Genomic DNA, 17,036 nt, shown 5'->3' with positions numbered 1-17,036 from the left:
GCGCCCGCCGGTCAGATCACTTCACGGAATCCATTTCATCTGATGACCCCGACGATTTCTCGTCTCGCTCTCGCAGCCCTCGCCCTCTCCGCGTCAATCCTCTCCGCCGAACCAGCCGTTGCCGCTGTTGCCTGCGGCTCCGGCAATTTCGACGCATGGCTTGCGGACTTCAAGACCGACGCCGCCGCCAAAGGCATCTCGCAGCAGGCCATTGCCGCAGGACTTGCCGGCGTGACGCTCGATCAGAGCGTGCTCAACCGCGACCGTTCGCAAAAGGTCTTCGGCCAGACCTTCGAGGAGTTTTCCGGCCGCATGGTGCCGCCGCGCATGCAGCGCGGCTCCAACATGATGAAACAATACGGCTCGGTGCTGTCGCGCATCGAGCAGGCGTACGGCGTCCCCGGCGAGGTCCTGGTCGCGATCTGGGGTCTCGAGACCGATTTCGGCGTCAACACCGGCAAGTTCGCGACCATCCGCTCGCTGGCGACGCTGGCCTATGACTGCCGGCGCTCCGAGCAGTTTCGCGCCGAGCTGATGGATGCGCTGCGCATCGTCCAGCGCGGCGATCTTGCGCCCGGCGACATGAAGGGCGCCTGGGCCGGCGAGCTCGGCCAGACCCAGTTCATGCCGTCGTCCTGGATGAAATACGCCGTCGACTTCGACGGCAACGGCAAGCGCGATCTCTTGCACAACGCGCCCGACGTGCTCGCCTCCACCGCCAATTATCTCGCCGGCTATGGCTGGCAGCGCGGCAAGGATTGGCAGCCGGGCGGTCCGAATTTCGCAGTGCTCCAGCAGTGGAACAAGAGCGAGGTCTATTCCAAGACCGTGGCCTATTTCGCGACCCAGCTCGCGCGCGCTCCTTAGGATAGTCCTCGACAAGACGCACAGGGCCGATCGCCCGGCGACCGGCCCTGGTTCTTCCAGCCTCTACTTGCCGATGGTGGCCTGCATCGCCTTGTTCAGATGCGCGCCGCACACACCCATTTTTCCGTTGAGCAGCGAGTCCTGCGCAGCCGCGATCTCCTTCTGCGCGACGAACTTGCTGTCACCGTCGGCCATGTTCTCGATCGCGGTCTCCGTCTTCTCCAGATTGGCCGAGCTGCAGCCGCCGACGGCGTGCTTGGCGGCCTGCGCAGGCGCGACGGCGAACCCAACGGCAGCAATTGCGATAACCCCGAGTAACTTCGTCATGATGTTACCTTCCTTCTCTTGTCCTTGGACAGAACCGGCAACATTGCCGGACTCTGCGACATGACTTTCCTCCGGCCGCGGCAACTTGCCGCAATAAATTCCCCGCGAGAATTGCGTGATGTTGCGCGAGACGCAGAGCCGCATGCGAAATTTCTGATTTTCATTACACCCGTGTAATGAATGCCACACGCCTGGCGTGTGTGCACTGCACCAAGAGGCGATTGCGACCGCCCAGACGGTTGCGGGCCCCTGTTCAGACCCGTTCAGACTTGCCGTGGTCGGCCCAGCTTCTCGCGCGACGGACGAATCGCCTATGGATTGCCCGGCTTTAGACTGAACAAATATTCATTATTACAGCCGTCGACACATGCGGCTCACGCATGCGTGACTTGGGTCTAGAAGCTATCGGACCGCTGGCGAGCGAGGGAAACGAACCATATTTGTCGCAAGGCACGAAACTGCGTTCCTCACAGTAAGCCCGTGAATTCACGGGCATTTGTAGTACACAACTTCATATCCCGCCCCGTGCTTGGGCGGGAGCGCGCCCGGGTTAATCGTCCGTTACCGACGCCATGCGTTCTTCGCTTAGCTGCATCGCAACATCGGAACTTTCGCACTGCACCACTCTCACCTATATTCATTTCAACGATGAGGCCCGGGCAAGGGCTGAATCGAACTACAGGAGACTACCAATGCTGCTCTCGCTCATCCGCATGATCCAGGCCTTCCGGGACTATCAGCGCAATGTTGCCGAGCTGTCCCAGCTCAGCGACCGCGAACTGGCCGATATCGGCCTCGATCGCTCGGACATCCCGCGCGTTGCCGCCGGTCAGTATCAGGGCTGATTTCGCTCAGCCCTTCACCGGACGAACCGATAGCGCCCGCCTCGTGCGGGCGTTGTCGTTTTCGGAGGCAGAAAACTCGATCTCGGCGATTCCACTGACGGCCGAAAAGCGCTACCTGTCCGCCCCATGACAGGACCCCAATCCAACATCGTGCACGTGATCGGCGCCGGCCTCGCCGGCTCCGAAGCCGCCTGGCAGGTGGCCAAAACCGGCGTGCCCGTGGTGCTGCATGAGATGCGGCCGACCCGCATGACCGAGGCGCATCGCACCGACGGCCTGGCCGAGCTCGTCTGCTCGAACTCGTTCCGCTCGGACGATGCGGCCAACAATGCCGTCGGCCTGCTCCATGCGGAGATGCGCCGCCTCGGTTCACTGATCATGCGAGCGGCCGACGCCAACCAGGTGCCCGCCGGTGGCGCGCTCGCGGTCGATCGCGACGGCTTCTCGGCAGCGGTCACCAAGGCGCTCAACGAGCATCCCCTCATCGAGATCGCCCGCGACGAGGTCGCAGGCCTGCCACCGGCCGACTGGAGCAACGTCATCGTTGCGACCGGCCCCCTCACCTCCGCGCCGCTGGCCGACGCCATCCGCGGCCTGACCGACGAGAACGCGCTCGCCTTCTTCGACGCGATTGCGCCGATCGTGCACCGCGAATCCGTCGACATGTCGGTGGCCTGGTTCCAGTCGCGCTACGACAAGGTCGGCCCCGGCGGCAACGGCGCCGATTACATCAACTGCCCGATGACCAAGGAGCAGTATGACGGCTTCGTCGCCGCGCTGATCGCCGGCGAGAAGACCGAATTCAAGGAGTGGGAGACCAACACGCCCTATTTCGACGGCTGTCTGCCGATCGAGGTGATGGCGGAGCGCGGCCCCGAAACGCTGCGCCATGGTCCGATGAAGCCGGTCGGCCTCACCAATCCGAATGATCCGACCACAAAGCCCTATGCGATCGTGCAGCTCCGCCAGGACAACAAGCTCGGCACGCTCTACAACATCGTCGGCTTCCAGACGAAGTTGAAGTATGGCGAGCAGCAGCGCATCTTCCGCACCATTCCCGGGCTGGAGAAAGCGGAATTCGCCCGCCTCGGCGGCTTGCACCGCAACACCTTCCTCAACTCGCCAAAGCTGCTCGATGGTCAGTTGCGCCTGCGCGCGCAGCCGCGCCTGCGCTTTGCCGGCCAGATGACAGGCTGCGAGGGCTATGTGGAATCAGCAAGCGTCGGCTTGATCGCCGGTCTCTACGCCGCAGCCAATGCACGCGGCGAGACGCTTGCGAGCCCGCCGGGCACATCGGCACTGGGATCGCTGCTCGGCCACATCACCGGCGGCCATATCGAGACCATCGAGCCGGGCACGCGCTCGTTCCAGCCGATGAACATCAATTTCGGCCTGTTCCCGCCGCTCGCGGCCGTGCCGACGAAGAAACCGGACGGCACGAGGCTGCGCGGCAACGAGAAGACGGTGGCCAAGAAGCAGGCGATGAGCGCGCGCGCACTCGCCGATCTCGATCGCTGGATCGCCGATCACCTGCGCATTGCCGCGGCAGCGTGAGTTTTCGATGAGCCTCCCCAAAGACGACGCCGCGGAGCTCTCGGCGCGCTGGACCGAGGGCGTGCTGCTCAAGCGCGACGTGTTCTCGACCGTCGAGCGCGGCCGCTTCCGCGGCAACAACGGCGAGGTCGACGCGGTGCTGCGCCGGCTCGACGAGGTGCCGTGGTGGTCGTTCCTGCTGGCGCGCCATCTGTTCGCCCGCGAGAAGCGCGCGCTGGCGCGTGCCAAGGGCCTCAACGTCGGACCGGAGCTGCTGTGGGCCGGACGCCGCGCGCTGGTGCGCGGCTTCGTCGACGGCGTCGCGCTGCATCTGGCCAAACCGCACGGCGATCTCGCCTATTTCCGGTCGGCCAAGGCCGCGCTGCGCCGGCTTCGCCGCGCCGGCATCTGCCACAACGATCTCGCCAAGGAGCAGAACTGGCTGGTCGGCCGCGACGGCCGCGCCTATGTGACCGACTTTCAGCTCGCCGCCTGCTTTGAGCGGCACGGCCGGCTGTACCGCATCCTGGCCTATGAAGACCTCCGGCATCTGCTCAAGCACAAGCGCTCCTACGCGCCGGAAGCGCTGACGCCGCGCGAGCGCAAGATCCTGGCGAAGAAGTCGTTCGCCGCGAGCCTGTGGCTCGCCACCGGCAAGAAGGTCTATCGGGCCATTACCCGCGGACTGTTCAACTTCACCGACCGCGAGGGCGGCGGGCGCCGGCTCGTCAACGACGCGCCGGTACTGGCGGAATTGATCCGCAAGAATCCGGCCGTGCGCGACACTGCCATCGTCGCCTTTGCCGACCGCCGCTCCGGCGTCGGGCTCTATGCCTTCGTCGAAGCGGATCAGGCCAGGCTTGAGGGCCAGTTGCGGAACGAGCTCAGTGCCGCAAAGGGCCCGAAGCCGCCGGAACACATCCAGGTCGTGCACGCCCTGCCGCGCGATGGCAGCGGCAAGCCGCGCACCGAGATCCTGCAACTGGTCGCCATGAACCAGCTCGACCTGATCGAGCCGATGATGAAGAACGACCAGGACCGCGCCTTCCTCAAGGACATCCTGGAGCAGCGCAAGAACCTGCGCGACCGCTTCAACTTCGAGGCTGACCTGCCGACGGGCTGACAAGCCTGCTCAGTGCCTTGAAGCCTCCACATTGGCGATAGAGAAGCGGTCGAACTAAGGCAGGCTTGGCGGGGTCATGGGCATTCGGGGGACGATGATGCATCGTGCGGTTGGCGGCCTCATCGCCGGCCTTCTGCTGCTGGCCACTGCGCCCGCGATGGCCGAATCTCCGGCCGAGCTGATCTCCAGCTTCCGCCTCAAGCACGGCGAAGTCCGCGTCGTCCGCGATGCGACCCTCGACCGCATCGCCATGGACCAGGCCCGCGCGATGGCGGCCAAGGATGATCTCAGCCACGACGCGCTCGGCCCGTTCAATCGGCGCGTTGCGCCGGCCGGCGCGGGCCGCGCTGCCGAGAACATCGCCTACGGTTACGACAATTTCGAAAAGACGCTGGGACAGTGGATCGACTCGTCCGGGCATCGCAAGAACCTGCTGCTGCACAACGCCTCGCGCGTCGGCATCGCGAGCGCCAGGAATACCAGCGGCAAGCGCACTTATTGGGCGATGGTGATCGCCGGCGACTACGAGCCGAAGGGCAAGAAAAGGAAGGACAAGGAGCCGCTGGTTGCCGTGAAGCGCGAGGCCGCGCCCGCCAGCAAGCCGAAGTCCAGCGGCTGCCACATCAAGCTGCTCAGCCTCTGCATCTGAGGCGGGACAATTCAGCCGCGGCGCGCCGCCTCGATCGCGGCGACATCGATCTTCGTCATCTCCATCATCGCGTCGAAGGCGCGCTTGGCCTCAGTGCCACCGCCCGCCAGCGCCTCAGTCAATACACGCGGCGTGATCTGCCAGGAGACCCCCCATCGGTCCTTGCACCAGCCGCAGGCGCTCTCCTGCCCGCCATTGCCGACGATGGCGTTCCAGTAGCGGTCGGTCTCCTCCTGACTGTCGGTCGCGATCTGGAACGAGAAGGCCTCGTTGTGCTTGAACATGGGACCGCCGTTGAGGCCGAGGCAAGCGACGCCAGCGACCGTGAATTCCACGGTCAGCACATCACCGGCCTTGCCGGACGGATAGTCGCTGGGCGCGCGGTGGATGGCGCTGACCGCGCTGTCAGGGAACGTCTCAGCGTAGAAGCGGGCAGCCGCCTCGGCGTCCTTGTCGTACCAGAGGCAAATCGTGTTCTTCGCCATCGCGGGTCCTTTCAATTCACTGCACGTCACGCTCTCTAACAGCATAGGCATCCGGACCAGCATGCTCCAGCCGCACCTTCCGTTTGCCCGTCTTGCTCGCGTGCGTCATTGTGTCTAACTCCGGAACCCAATGGCAGAGGCTCTCACTTGATTGATCTCGACCGTATCCGCGCCGACACGCCGGCTGCGTCCCGGCTCGCGTATCTTCACAACGCCGGCGCGGCTCTCATGCCGACCTCTGTAGTCGCGGCGATGAAGCAGCATATCGATCTGGAGAGCGAGATCGGCGGTTATGCCGCGGCTGACCGGGAGGCCGACCGGCTGGAAGCCGTCTACGGCTCGGTGGCGCGCCTGCTGAATGCCGCGCCGGATGAGATCGCCCTCGTGGAGAACGCAACCGTCGCCTGGCAGATGGCCTTCTACGCGCTGGAATTTCGCAAGGGCGATCGCATCCTGACCGCCGAGGCGGAATATGCCGCCAACTATGTCGCGTTCCTTCAAGTCGCCAAACGTACAGGCGCGGTCATCGACGTCGTGCCGAGCGATGCCAGCGGCAAGCTCGACGTCCACGCGCTCGAACGCATGATCGACGAGCGCGTGAAACTCATCGCGATCACCTGGGTTCCGACCAATGGCGGGCTGGTCAATCCCGCGGCGGCGATCGGCAAGATCGCGCGGGCGCAGGGCATTCCCTATCTGCTCGACGCCTGTCAGGCGGTTGGCCAGATGGCGGTCGACGTCGAAGCGATCGGCTGCGACATGCTGTCTGCCACGGGACGCAAATTCCTGCGCGGCCCGCGCGGCACCGGCTTTCTCTATGTCCGCCGGGCGCTGCTGCAACGGCTCGAGCCGCCGATGATCGACCATTTCGCCGCGCCCTGGGTCTCGCGCAACGAGTATCGGCTTCGCGACGATGCGCGCCGCTTTGAGACCTGGGAGAACAATTACACGGCCCGGCTCGGGTTGGGAGCCGCCGTCGATTATGCACTCGATATCGGAATGGGTCCTATCGAGCAGCGCTGCCGCCTGCTTGCGAGCCGCCTTCGCAGCGGCCTCGCCGCCATTCCCGGCGTCACCATTCGCGACCTCGGACGCGCGCCGGGCGCCATCGTCAGCTTCACGGTGGCGGGGCATGAAGCGGACGCCATTGTCAGCAGCGCCGCCGCCGCCTGCATCACGATTGGCGCTTCGGACCCGTCCAGCACCCGCATCGACGCCGAGATGCGCGCTCTGCCGCCGGTCGTGCGCGCCTCCCCGCACTACTACAACACGGAAGCCGAGATCGATCGACTGATCGGGCACCTGATGGACTTGGCGCCGCGATAGCGGCACGCGTCCCTTACGTGCAGCGCGCGCTCAATCCGGACGCACTGAGCCTTGCCATCACCTCGTCGAGATGGGCACTGTCGCGGGTCTCGATCACCAGCTGGAGCAGCGTGGCCTTGGCCGGCAGGTCGGAGAAGGTCCGCTGGTGCGAGACCTCGATGATGTTCGCGCCGGCCTCGGCGAGCAGCGCAGCCACCGCAGCCAATTGCCCGGGCCTGTCAGGGATATCGAGCGAGAGCTGGGTCAACCGTCCTTCGCGCGCAAGCTCGCGCGTCAGGACCGAGGCGATCAGCCTGGTATCGATGTTACCGCCGCTCAGCACCAGGCCGACCTTCTGGCCGGCAAAGCGGGACGGATCGGACATCAGCGCGGCGAGGCCGGCGGCACCTGCACCCTCGACGACCGTCTTCTCGATCGAGATCAGGGCGGCAACCGCGCGCTCGAGCTCGGCTTCGTTCACCAGTGCGATGTCGTCGACGAGGCGGCGAACGATCTCGGTGGTGAGCTTGCCCGGCAATTTCACCGCGATGCCCTCGGCCAGCGTATCGCCGCGCGCCGGCAGGTTGCCGTCGTGGATGGCGTTGTACATCGAGGGATAGAGCCAGGCCTCGACGCCCAATACCCGCAGCGAAGGCTTGATCGATTTCGCCGCAATTGCGGTGCCGCTGATCAGCCCGCCACCGCCGATCGGGACAACCAGTGTGTCGAGTTCCGGTACCGCCTTCAGCATCTCCAGCCCGACGGTGCCCTGCCCCGCGATCACCAATGGATCGTCGTAAGGGTGGACGAAGATCATGCCGCGAGCCTCACCGTGGCTCCGCGCGAAAGCGGCCGCCTCCTCCAACGTCGCGCCCGTGACCACCACTTCCGCGCCATGGTGTTTCGTGTTCTCGACCTTCACCATCGGCGTGCCGACCGGCATGACGATGGTGGCGGGAATGTTGAGTCTGCTGGCGTGATAGGCGACGCCCTGTGCGTGGTTGCCCGCCGACATCGCGATGACGCCGCGCGCCCGCTCCTCCGGCGTCAATGCCGTGAGGCGATTGAGCGCGCCGCGCTCCTTGAACGAGGAGGTGAACTGGAGGTTCTCGAATTTCAGCCAGATGTCGCAGCCGCAGATATTGCTCAGCGTGCGGCTATAGCTGCAGGGCGTCTCGACAACCGCACCCCGGATGGTCTCGGCGGCAGCATGAATGTCGCCGGGTGCGACCGGAAGGCCGCTGAGATCGCAGGACATGCTTTGGGACAGGTCAGCCATAGGACAGCATAGAGCATTTGGCAGGCTGAGGCGATAAGCCAACTTCTATTTGGTAAATTCACGGGAACGCGAGGCCCGCCACATCGTCCATAGCGTGCGCAGTCGCGACGACGGATGCGGCGCAAACGGATTGCGTCCTGGACGCGACAGGCGCGTGAGGTCTGCCCGCACCTGGCTCAGCGGCAGAAATGCGAACCGCACCGACGCGGGCACCTGCGCCAGCAGCGACGAGGCCGTCGTCAAATGTTGCCGGGCCTCGCCCGCAAGCTGTTCCAGCACCACGTGCAGATTGGGCGTCTGCTTGCCGGCGAACACATCCTCCATGCGGCAGCCATGGCTGGCCAGGAGCTGCTGGGGGAGGAATAGCTGCCGATGCGCCGAGTCGCGCGGGAGGTTCGCGATCACCTGCACGATGCCCTGGGCCAGCCCCGCATGCCGTGCCAGATGCTCGATTGCGTCTGACGGCGGCGCCATGATCCGGGCTGCGAGCATGAACATCGCCGATGAGGTCGCGGCCAGATAGCCTTCCAGCGCCGCCATGGTCGGCATCGGATCGTTGTAGAGATCGAACTGGTGCTCGTCGGCGAGCAGCGACAGCGGTTCGACCGGCAGGTCGAAGTCGCGGATCGCGCGGAGCAGCTCGGCCGCTACGGGGTTGCCCTCGGCGCTGCCATGGACATGACCCGCCAGCATGTCCGTCCACCATTGAAAGCGGATCTCGCCGGGCAAGGGCTGGCTCACCTGGTCGCGGACGCGGACGATCTCGACATTGAAGGCATAGAGCGCCAGCAGCGCGCGGCGCTCGGCGGCGGGCACGAACAGCGTGGCGACGTAGCGCGGAAAGTCATGGTTGCGCACGAGCTCGGCGCAGAAGGCAGCCGAGTCGGGCGGCGGCGCAGCGCTGCTCATGGTACGGCGATCAGCGCGGCGGCGACGCGCCGCCGCTCGCCGATCATGATGTTATAGGTGCGCACGGCGGGGCCGGTCTGCATCGTGTCCAGCACCACCCTCACCGCCTTCAGCGCCTGGCGCAGCTCCGGCGGCGGCAGCCACGACCCGGTTCCGGTGCCGATCAGAAGCGTGTCGATGCTGTTGGCGGCCGTGAACACCCGATCCAGCGAATAGCGGTCGATCCTGGTGGGGTCGGTCACGTCCCAGGCCCAGATCGCATCGGGCAGGCACAGGAGCGATCCCCGATGTGACATGCCGGCAAAGGCGAAGCCGCCCTTGCCATAGGCATCGATCGGCGCCGAGCGCGGGAAATGCGGTGCGTTGGGATCGCCGGTCATGCGCTTCGCCCGAATTGGCCTACTACCCCCGCAAACTCGTGCGAGGGTATGCGGTTCGGATCATGCCTTGTTTTTCTTCGCCGGCGTAGCCGTATCGGGCGCATCCTCGCGATGCTCGCCGACGCCGAGATAGATCAGGATCGGCGCCGCGATGAAGATCGAGGTGTAGGTGCCGACCAGCACCACGCCAAACATCATCACCGCGGTGAAGCTGTGGATGGCGTGACCGCCGAACAACAGCAGCGCGAGCAAGGCCAGTGTCACCGTGAAGTGGGTGATGATCGAGCGCGACAGCGTCGAGTTGATGGACTCGTTGAGCAGCTGCGGCATCGGCATCTTCTTGTAGCGCCGCAGCATTTCGCGAATACGGTCGTAGATGACGACGGTGTCGTTGAGCGAATAGCCCAGAATGGTCAGCAGCGCGGCGATGCTGGTCAGGTCGAAATCGACCTGGCTGATCGACATGAAGCCGATGGTCAGCACGATGTCGTGCACGTTGGCGATCATGGCGCCCAGCGCGAACTGCCATTCGAAGCGGAACCAGAGATAGATCAGGATCGAGACGATCGCGAGCATCAGGCCGACCATGCCGTAGGCCAAGAGCTCACCGGCAACGCGCGGACCGAGCACCTCGGTGCGCTGAATATCGACGCTATCGCCGAGCGCGCCACGAAGCTTCTGCAGGGCTGCCTGCTGTGCGGCGTCGCCACCGGGCTGTTCCGCAACACGGATCAGGACGTTCTCGGGGCCGCCGAACTGCTGCAACTGGACTTCGCCGAGACCCAAAGCGTCGAGCGTGGTGCGCATCGCCGCGATGTCGGCGGTGCCGGACTTCGCCTTCACCTCCAGCAGCGTGCCGCCCTTGAAGTCGATACCGAGGTTCAGGCCGTGGGTGAAGAACAGCGTGATCGCGACGATCGACAGCGCCGCCGAGATCGGGAAGCTGATGCGGCGGAAGCGCGTGAAGTCGAAATGGGTGTTGTCCGGGACGATGCGCAGCGACGGCAACAGGCCGAGCGCAGCGACCACGGTGAGAATGGCAATGAGGATGCCAAGCCCGATGAGAACGGTGTGAGTCACGATCAGGCTCCTAGATCGGCACGCTCTGCGGCCGCTTCCACCGCACCCACCAGGCGACGATCAGCCGCGTCAGGGTGAAGGCGGTGAACACCGTGGTGATGATGCCGATGCCGAGCGTCACGGCGAAGCCGCGCACCGGGCCGGTGCCGATGTAGAACAGCACCGCGGCGGCAATGAAGGTGGTGATGTTGGAGTCGAGAATGGTCGCCAGCGCCCGCTTGAAGCCGGCATCGATCGCCGAAATCGCATTGCGCCCGCCGCGCAGCTCCTCGCGGATGCGCTCGTAGATCAGCACGTTGGAGTCGACCGCGATACCGACGGTGAGCACGATGCCGGCGATGCCGGGCAGCGTCAGCGTGGCGTTGAGCAGCGACAGCAGGCCGAAGATCATCGCGACGTTGATCGTCACCGCGATGTTGGCGAACACGCCGAACAGGCGATACGTCAGCAGCATGAACACGACGACCAGGATCGAGCCGACATAGGCCGCAAGCTCACCCTTCTCGATCGAATCCTGGCCGAGGCCCGGACCGACGGTGCGCTCCTCGACCACCGTGAGCGGCGCCGGCAACGCGCCGGCCCGCAGCAGGATCGCGAGGTCGTTGGCCGATTGCACGGTGAAATTGCCGGAGATCTGGCCCTGCCCGCCGGTGATGGGCTCGCGGATCACCGGCGCCGAGATCACCTTGTTGTCGAGCACGATCGCGAAGGGCAGCCCGACATTCTCGGTGGTGGCCTGCGAGAACTTGCGCGCACCCGACGTATTGAACTTGAAGCTGACGACCGGCTCGCCCGTACGCTGGTCGAAGCTCGCCTGGGCGTCGGTCAGGTCACCGCCGGCGACCAGCACCTGCTTCTTGACCACATAGGGGACCGGTGGCGGCGACGCGCTCATCAGCAGCTCGGATTCCGGCGGCAACCGCCCCTGCTGCGCCTGATCCGGCGGCACGGACGTGTCGACCATGCGGAATTCCATCTTCGCGGTCTTGCCCAGCAATTCCTTCAGCCGGGTCGGGTCCTGAAGTCCGGGGACCTGCACCAGGATTCGGTCGTTGCCCTGGCGCTGGATGACGGGCTCGACGGTGCCGAGCTCGTTGACGCGGCGTTCGACGATCTGGATCGACTGCTCGATGGTCTTGCGCATGCGATCGAGCATCGCGGCCTGCGGGATGCTCAGGCGGATCACCCCGCCGCCGGCATCGGCCACCTCGAGGTCGCGCTGACCGCTGGATCCCATCAGACCGCCCAGCGGCTGGGACAGCTCGCGCAGCTTGGCGAGCGCAGGCTGCACGTCGGATTCCTTGGTGATGCGAACCTCGGCCGCGTCGTTGCGGACGGTGACGCCGCCGGTGAAGCCGATCTTGGCATCGCGCAGCGTCCGCCGAACGTCGTCGCGGATCTGGTCCAGCCGTTCCTTCTTCACATAGTTCGCATCGACCTCGAGCAGCAGATAGGAGCCGCCCTGGAGGTCGAGGCCGAGCACGAGCCGGCGCTGCGCCCAGGCGGGCCAGGTCTTGACCTGCGCCTCGGGGAAGAAGTTCGGGACCGCGCAGAGGCACACGATCAGCGCCGTCAGGATGATCCCGAGCGCCCTCCACCGCGTGAAATACAACATCGACTGGACCTGTCAGATCAGGAGACTTGAGAGACTCGCGGAAGCGCTCACTTCGCCGCGGTGTCGTCCTTGGCGGCTTCCTTGCTTTCCTTGGCCGGCTCACCCTTGGCGCGCACGCCGGAGATCATCTGGCGCATCTGCCGCACGCGCACGCCGTCGGAAATCTCGAACTCGATCTGGTCGTCATCGACGACCTTGGTGACCTTGCCGACGAGGCCGCCCGAGGTCACGACGGTGTCGCCGCGGCGGATGTTCTTCACGAGATCGGCGTGGTCGCGGACCTTCTTCTGCTGCGGACGCAGAATCAGGAAGTACATAATCACGAAGATCAGGGCGAACGGCAGCAGCGACATCAACATGCTGTTGGTGTCGCCAGCGCCCGCAGCCTGGGCATACGCAGGGGTAATCAGCATTCGGACGATCCTCGTGAGAAACGGGGGAAGCCGGTCAGCCCCTCAAAGGCGACCGGTTCGGTCAAATTCGCGCGGACTATAGCGGCCACCGTCCCAATTGCAACGCTGCCAGACCGCTCTTTTGGCCACCTTGCGGCGCGCCGTCAGGCCCGATAAGGCTGCGTTCTCAGGAACTTCGGACATGCCCAAAAAACCAAGCAAAAGCCCGGCCGGCAAAGGCCCCCGTACCCCTGCCCGCAAGCCCGCCCGCGTCGCGGCAAAACGCCCCACGGCGGCCCCCAAGGACGTCTCTCAGGCATCCCCAGACCTTTCCCAGGAGCGCATCGTCCGCGCGCTGGAGACTATTGCGGCGCACCTCTCCGCCCAGGGCGGGCCGGCAGCCGAACCCGAGTCGTTCGAACGGGCGGATGCCTATGTCTGGCATCCGGACGGCCGCCTCTCGGCGGTGCAGCGGGTCAGCCGCGTCGAGCTGTTCCTGCTGAAAGGCGTCGACCGGATGCGCGACATCCTGATGGAGAACACCGAGCGCTTCGCAGGCGGCCTGCCCGCCAACAACGCCCTGCTCTGGGGCGCGCGCGGCATGGGCAAGTCCTCGCTGGTGAAGGCCGCACACGCCAGCATCAATGCGGACCGCAAGGCCGCCGACAGGCTGAAGCTGATCGAGATCCACCGCGAGGACATCGAGAGCCTGCCCGAGCTGATGGAGCAGCTGCGCGCCTCATCCTTCCGCTTCATCGTGTTCTGCGACGACCTCTCCTTCGACGGCAACGATGCCTCGTACAAATCGCTCAAGGCGGTGCTGGAAGGCGGCATCGAGGGCCGGCCCGAGAACGTCATCCTCTACGCGACCTCCAATCGCCGCCATCTGCTGGCGCGCGAGATGATCGAGAACGAGCGCTCGACCGCGATCAATCCCGGCGAAGCGGTCGAGGAGAAGGTCTCGCTGTCGGATCGCTTCGGTCTCTGGCTCGGCTTCCACCGTTGCAGCCAGGACGAATACCTCGCCATGGTGCGCGGCTATTGCAGCCATTTCGGCATCAAGGTCGACGACGAGGCGCTGGAGCGCGAGGCGCTGGAATGGTCGACCACGCGCGGTTCACGCTCCGGCCGCGTCGCCTGGCAGTTCGTGCAGGAGCTCGCGGGCCGGCTGGGGGTGAAGCTGACGGTGAACTAGCGGAAGCTGCCGCCACACTCACAACCGTCATTCCCCGCGCAGGCGGGGAATCCAGTACGCTGCGGCCTTTCGTCGGAAAAACAATTGTCTCGAAATACCGGGTCGCCCGGTCAAGCCGGGCGACGACAGCTTCAGCGCGGAGGCTGCGTCGGCCTCACGCCCCGTTCAGGAATTGAAGCGGGTCAACCGGGCTCGATCCCTTGCGGATCTCGAAGTGGAGCTGCGGCGACGCCACCTCCCCGGATTGACCCGACTTGGCAATGACCTGACCGCGCTTGATGGTATCGCCGCGCTTCACCAACAGCTCACTCGCATGGGCATATGCGGTGACGTAGCCGTTGGAGTGCCGAACCAGGACCAGATTGCCGTAACCTTTCAGCTCGTTGCCGGAATAGGCGACGACGCCGTCTTCCGCCGCCTTGACCGGCGTCCCCTCGGGCACCGCGAGATTGATGCCGTCATTGGACTTGCCGTTGGTCTTGGCGCCGTAGCTGGTGACCACCTTGCCGCGCACTGGCCACCGGAAGGTCGGCAGCGCGCCAGTGGCCTCCGCGGCCTTCGCCGGCGTCTCGGCGGGCTTTTCTTCGACATTGGCCGTTGCCTGGGCCAGCCGGGCGCTCTGCACCGGCACGGCGGCCGCCATCTTGGTGGCCGGGGCCGGAGCGGCCGCAACGGGTTGCAGCGTCCCGGCAACCGGAGCGGCCGCGACTGGAGCCGCAGCAACCGGTGCCGCGACCGCTGCGGTCTTGGCACCGGGCACGGTCAGCTTGGTGCCGAGCTTGAGCTTGGCCGACGGATCGAGGCCGTTGGCGCGGGCGAGCTCGGCCGCCGAGATATGGTTCTTGCGCGCGATGCTGGCGAGCGTGTCGCCGCGGTTGACGAAGTGCGTGCTCGGCGGCGCAGCGACAGCCGCAACCGGCTTCGCTGCCGGCGCCGCCGCCACGGGAGCCATCGCCGGCGCGGGCGCTGCGGCCGTCGCCGGATGCGGGATGATCAACTGCTGGCCGGGCGACAGCGTGCGCGGCCCTTTGTAGCCGTTGGCAGCGAGGATCGCCTGCGGCGTGACATGATAGCGCTTGGCGAGCACGTCGAGCGTATCGCTGGTGCCGACGATGATCTTGGTGCCGCCGGCCGGCTGGGCCGCAGCAACCGAGCGCGGCGGCACGGTCGCCGTGGTCTCGAGATGCGGCTGCGCCGGGGGTGCGTAGGAGCCGACGCCGCGCCCGCCACCGGACACCCCGCCGCCCGAGGCAACGGATTGCGGTGCGGACACCGCCGGCGGAGGCAAGGGCTGGGACTGATAGTAGCCGGGCTGCGTCTGCGGCCGCGCATATTGCGGCAGCTCACGCTGCGGCGGCGGTGCCTGCTGGACCGAACCGGTGGAGTCCGAGGCGAAGGGGTTGGAGAAGTTTGACTGGGACAGCCGCGACGACATGTCGGCGCTGCACCCCGCAAAGCTGAAGGAGATCAGCGCCAGCACCGCGACCTGCGGCACGCGGCGCGAGTAAAGCAACTCGGCGACGACAGACATGGTTACTCACTCGTACGCAACAGAACTGGTCTTTTAAGTAAACACGCGCCGAGTAAATAACGGCTTAACCCTCCCAATAAGATGTTGGCAGCACAGCCAATCCGGAAATCTACAGCTCCCGCGCCACGCCGGGCAGCGCCGGCACGAAGCGGACCTCGACGAGTTCCTTGCGCTCGATCCCACCTTCGGTCCGGGTAAGCCGGATCAGGGTCTGCACGCCCTGGTGCGGCCCGACCGGCGCGATCAGGATGCCGCCGATCTCCAGCCGTTCGACCAGGTTCTCCGGAAGCTGCTCCATCGCGGCGGTGACGATGATGCGATCGAACGGGCCGATATTGGGAGGCAAGTTGAGACCGTCGCCGAGCATCACCTCGACATTGTGACAGCCGAGCTTTTCGAGCCTGGCGCGCGCCGAGTCCGCAAGCATGCGATAGCGCTCGACCGTCAGCACCTGGCCGGCGAGCCGCGACAGCACGGCGGCCTGATAGCCGGAGCCGGCGCCGATCTCGAGCACGCGGTGCTGCTTCCGGAGCTGGAGCTGCTCCGTCATGTACGCGACGACGAAGGGCTGGCTGATGGTCTGCCCGCAGGCGATCGGCAGCGCGCTGTCCCGATAGGCGCCTTCACGATCGGCCTCGTCGACAAACAGCTCGCGCGGCACCTCTTCCATGGCCCGCAGCACCGCCTGGTCGCTGATGCCCCGCCGCCTCAGCGTAAGCTGAAACATCATCTTTTCGGTCGGGTGCTGGTGGGAGGTCATTGCTGCCTGTGTCGTCTCGTCGGGTCGAGCTCAAGTCGCTAAGCTCGATCGCGGAATCTTGTTCCTGCTCAGGAACCCATGATACCCTTCGGATGGAGTAGTTGGCTACAAATTGGCTTGCAACAGGCGAGCCGCGACGGCCATTTTCAGGCATCCGTTCGCCGAAACGCGCATTGCGTCGATTCATGTTATCTGCGAACGTTTTTGGGAATGGGCAAGGACTCAACTATGACCGCGACGGGGCTTTCCGGCCGCTCTGTATTCCTCGTCGAGGACGAGGTGATGATCAGGATGATGGTCGCGGACATGCTCGAAGAGCTCGGCTACAAGGTTGCAGCCGAGGCAGGCGACATCACCGAGGCCATGCGGCTCGCCCAGGCAACCGAGTTCGACATCGCCATTCTCGACGTCAACGTCAACGGCAAGGTCATCTCGCCTGTCGCCGATGTCATCAAGGCGAAGGGCTGCCCGTTCATCTTCGCCACCGGCTACGGCTCCTCCGGCCTACCCGAGCAGTACCGCGATCGGCCGGCGATCCAGAAGCCGTTCCAGCTCGACGCGCTCGGCAAGACCATCGAAGCCGCGCTTCGCAGCGGCTAGCCTAATCTTACTGTGTCATAAAATCATTCGCACGGTGCGGCTTTGGATAAGAGCAGTACAGCACGGACATCGTCGCAGGCGATTGATGAGCGCAACGCTCAGGTATCGTCGCATCGTTGCGATCGAGTTTGGGATGTGACGTTCGGTCCTGAACGGCAGAG

Annotated in this window: 18 protein-coding genes; 8 read left to right on the top strand and 10 right to left on the bottom strand. The window is 65.3% G+C overall.

Features of this window, described 5'->3' with window-relative positions; all coding sequences use genetic code 11:
* The first annotated feature begins 42 nt into the window (after positions 1-42).
* The gene (locus GPL20_RS22690; RefSeq protein WP_157331757.1) at positions 43-867 is read left to right on the top strand and encodes a lytic murein transglycosylase; all 825 of its coding nucleotides are present in this window, start codon (positions 43-45) and stop codon (positions 865-867) included.
* 63 nt (positions 868-930) lie between these two features.
* Here the strand turns inward: GPL20_RS22690 and GPL20_RS22685 are convergent, their stop codons facing one another.
* Positions 931-1,194 carry a hypothetical protein gene (locus GPL20_RS22685; RefSeq protein WP_157331755.1) on the bottom strand — a complete coding sequence of 88 codons (264 nt, stop codon included), beginning with the start codon at positions 1,192-1,194 and terminating at the stop codon, positions 931-933.
* Positions 1,195-1,886: 692 nt separating this feature from the next.
* Here GPL20_RS22685 and GPL20_RS22680 point away from each other — a divergent pair.
* The 4 genes from GPL20_RS22680 (at position 1,887) to GPL20_RS22665 (ending at position 5,344) form a co-directional block, all read left to right on the top strand.
* Positions 1,887-2,039: a DUF1127 domain-containing protein gene (locus GPL20_RS22680; RefSeq protein ID WP_007590701.1), complete on the top strand. Its 153-nt coding sequence runs from the start codon at positions 1,887-1,889 to the stop codon at positions 2,037-2,039.
* 126 nt (positions 2,040-2,165) lie between these two features.
* Positions 2,166-3,593, top strand: a complete 1,428-nt coding sequence (gene trmFO / locus GPL20_RS22675) for a methylenetetrahydrofolate--tRNA-(uracil(54)-C(5))-methyltransferase (FADH(2)-oxidizing) TrmFO (protein WP_157331753.1) — start codon at positions 2,166-2,168, stop codon at positions 3,591-3,593.
* Between the two features lie 7 nt (positions 3,594-3,600).
* Positions 3,601-4,695, top strand: coding sequence for a serine/threonine protein kinase (locus GPL20_RS22670; protein WP_157331751.1), 1,095 nt, complete (start codon positions 3,601-3,603; stop codon positions 4,693-4,695).
* Positions 4,696-4,792: 97 nt separating this feature from the next.
* Complete coding sequence (locus tag GPL20_RS22665) at positions 4,793-5,344, top strand: CAP domain-containing protein (RefSeq protein ID WP_167533155.1); 552 nt, start codon at positions 4,793-4,795, stop codon at positions 5,342-5,344.
* 11 nt (positions 5,345-5,355) lie between these two features.
* Here the strand turns inward: GPL20_RS22665 and GPL20_RS22660 are convergent, their stop codons facing one another.
* The gene (locus GPL20_RS22660) at positions 5,356-5,829 is read right to left on the bottom strand and encodes a VOC family protein (RefSeq protein ID WP_157331746.1); all 474 of its coding nucleotides are present in this window, start codon (positions 5,827-5,829) and stop codon (positions 5,356-5,358) included.
* A 147-nt stretch (positions 5,830-5,976) separates the two neighbouring features.
* On the opposite strand from GPL20_RS22660, the gene GPL20_RS22655 reads away from it, so the two are divergent.
* Entirely contained in the window at positions 5,977-7,155 is a 1,179-nt protein-coding gene (locus GPL20_RS22655; protein ID WP_157331745.1) for an aminotransferase class V-fold PLP-dependent enzyme, read from the top strand.
* Positions 7,156-7,168: 13 nt separating this feature from the next.
* Here GPL20_RS22655 and GPL20_RS22650 read toward each other — a convergent pair whose 3' ends face one another.
* Genes GPL20_RS22650 through yajC form a run of 6 tightly spaced genes read right to left on the bottom strand, consistent with a single transcriptional unit; the run spans position 7,169 to position 12,810 of the window.
* Positions 7,169-8,413, bottom strand: coding sequence for a threonine ammonia-lyase (locus tag GPL20_RS22650; RefSeq protein ID WP_157331743.1), 1,245 nt, complete (start codon positions 8,411-8,413; stop codon positions 7,169-7,171).
* Positions 8,414-8,458: 45 nt separating this feature from the next.
* The gene (locus tag GPL20_RS22645) at positions 8,459-9,322 is read right to left on the bottom strand and encodes a phytoene/squalene synthase family protein (protein WP_157331741.1); all 864 of its coding nucleotides are present in this window, start codon (positions 9,320-9,322) and stop codon (positions 8,459-8,461) included.
* A complete protein-coding gene (locus tag GPL20_RS22640; RefSeq protein ID WP_157331739.1) occupies positions 9,319-9,702 on the bottom strand; it encodes an Mth938-like domain-containing protein in 384 nt (127 codons plus the stop codon). Before GPL20_RS22640 ends, GPL20_RS22645 begins: the two co-directional genes overlap by 4 nt.
* A 60-nt stretch (positions 9,703-9,762) precedes the next feature.
* Entirely contained in the window at positions 9,763-10,782 is a 1,020-nt protein-coding gene (gene secF / locus GPL20_RS22635) for a protein translocase subunit SecF (RefSeq protein ID WP_212432551.1), read from the bottom strand.
* A 10-nt stretch (positions 10,783-10,792) separates the two neighbouring features.
* Positions 10,793-12,397, bottom strand: a complete 1,605-nt coding sequence (gene secD / locus GPL20_RS22630; protein ID WP_157331737.1) for a protein translocase subunit SecD — start codon at positions 12,395-12,397, stop codon at positions 10,793-10,795.
* 47 nt (positions 12,398-12,444) lie between these two features.
* A complete protein-coding gene (gene yajC, locus GPL20_RS22625; RefSeq protein WP_157331735.1) occupies positions 12,445-12,810 on the bottom strand; it encodes a preprotein translocase subunit YajC in 366 nt (121 codons plus the stop codon).
* A gap of 181 nt (positions 12,811-12,991) precedes the next feature.
* Here yajC and GPL20_RS22620 point away from each other — a divergent pair, with 181 nt between their 5' ends.
* Entirely contained in the window at positions 12,992-13,984 is a 993-nt protein-coding gene (locus GPL20_RS22620; RefSeq protein WP_157331733.1) for an ATP-binding protein, read from the top strand.
* Between the two features lie 154 nt (positions 13,985-14,138).
* On the opposite strand, the gene GPL20_RS22615 is transcribed toward GPL20_RS22620, so the two are convergent.
* Complete coding sequence (locus GPL20_RS22615; RefSeq protein ID WP_157331731.1) at positions 14,139-15,515, bottom strand: LysM peptidoglycan-binding domain-containing M23 family metallopeptidase; 1,377 nt, start codon at positions 15,513-15,515, stop codon at positions 14,139-14,141.
* A 109-nt stretch (positions 15,516-15,624) separates the two neighbouring features.
* A complete protein-coding gene (locus GPL20_RS22610) occupies positions 15,625-16,275 on the bottom strand; it encodes a protein-L-isoaspartate(D-aspartate) O-methyltransferase (RefSeq protein WP_157331729.1) in 651 nt (216 codons plus the stop codon).
* A gap of 228 nt (positions 16,276-16,503) precedes the next feature.
* On the opposite strand from GPL20_RS22610, the gene GPL20_RS22605 reads away from it, so the two are divergent.
* Positions 16,504-16,875, top strand: a complete 372-nt coding sequence (locus tag GPL20_RS22605; protein ID WP_157331727.1) for a response regulator — start codon at positions 16,504-16,506, stop codon at positions 16,873-16,875.
* The last annotated feature ends 161 nt before the right edge of the window (positions 16,876-17,036 follow it).

It is taken from the genome of Bradyrhizobium cajani (assembly GCF_009759665.1).
GTDB classification, from domain to species: Bacteria; Pseudomonadota; Alphaproteobacteria; order Rhizobiales; family Xanthobacteraceae; genus Bradyrhizobium; species Bradyrhizobium cajani.
The sequence above is the reverse complement of the archived record's forward strand: the minus strand, read 5'-3'. Positions and strand labels throughout refer to the sequence as shown.

What these genes read in the sequence shown, in the direction of transcription:
- GPL20_RS22640 (WP_157331739.1), bottom strand. Translation starts at nt 9,702, where the DNA reads ATGACCGGCGATCCCAACGCACCGCATTTCCCGCGCTCGGCGCCGATC.
- yajC (WP_157331735.1), bottom strand. Translation starts at nt 12,810, where the DNA reads ATGCTGATTACCCCTGCGTATGCCCAGGCTGCGGGCGCTGGCGACACC.
- GPL20_RS22670 (WP_157331751.1), top strand. Translation starts at nt 3,601, where the DNA reads ATGAGCCTCCCCAAAGACGACGCCGCGGAGCTCTCGGCGCGCTGGACC.
- GPL20_RS22610 (WP_157331729.1), bottom strand. Translation starts at nt 16,275, where the DNA reads ATGACCTCCCACCAGCACCCGACCGAAAAGATGATGTTTCAGCTTACG.
- GPL20_RS22645 (WP_157331741.1), bottom strand. Translation starts at nt 9,322, where the DNA reads ATGAGCAGCGCTGCGCCGCCGCCCGACTCGGCTGCCTTCTGCGCCGAG.
- GPL20_RS22620 (WP_157331733.1), top strand. Translation starts at nt 12,992, where the DNA reads ATGCCCAAAAAACCAAGCAAAAGCCCGGCCGGCAAAGGCCCCCGTACC.
- GPL20_RS22605 (WP_157331727.1), top strand. Translation starts at nt 16,504, where the DNA reads ATGACCGCGACGGGGCTTTCCGGCCGCTCTGTATTCCTCGTCGAGGAC.
- GPL20_RS22690 (WP_157331757.1), top strand. Translation starts at nt 43, where the DNA reads ATGACCCCGACGATTTCTCGTCTCGCTCTCGCAGCCCTCGCCCTCTCC.
- GPL20_RS22685 (WP_157331755.1), bottom strand. Translation starts at nt 1,194, where the DNA reads ATGACGAAGTTACTCGGGGTTATCGCAATTGCTGCCGTTGGGTTCGCC.
- GPL20_RS22615 (WP_157331731.1), bottom strand. Translation starts at nt 15,515, where the DNA reads ATGTCTGTCGTCGCCGAGTTGCTTTACTCGCGCCGCGTGCCGCAGGTC.
- GPL20_RS22665 (WP_167533155.1), top strand. Translation starts at nt 4,793, where the DNA reads ATGCATCGTGCGGTTGGCGGCCTCATCGCCGGCCTTCTGCTGCTGGCC.
- GPL20_RS22660 (WP_157331746.1), bottom strand. Translation starts at nt 5,829, where the DNA reads ATGGCGAAGAACACGATTTGCCTCTGGTACGACAAGGACGCCGAGGCG.
- trmFO (WP_157331753.1), top strand. Translation starts at nt 2,166, where the DNA reads ATGACAGGACCCCAATCCAACATCGTGCACGTGATCGGCGCCGGCCTC.
- GPL20_RS22680 (WP_007590701.1), top strand. Translation starts at nt 1,887, where the DNA reads ATGCTGCTCTCGCTCATCCGCATGATCCAGGCCTTCCGGGACTATCAG.
- GPL20_RS22650 (WP_157331743.1), bottom strand. Translation starts at nt 8,413, where the DNA reads ATGGCTGACCTGTCCCAAAGCATGTCCTGCGATCTCAGCGGCCTTCCG.
- secD (WP_157331737.1), bottom strand. Translation starts at nt 12,397, where the DNA reads ATGTTGTATTTCACGCGGTGGAGGGCGCTCGGGATCATCCTGACGGCG.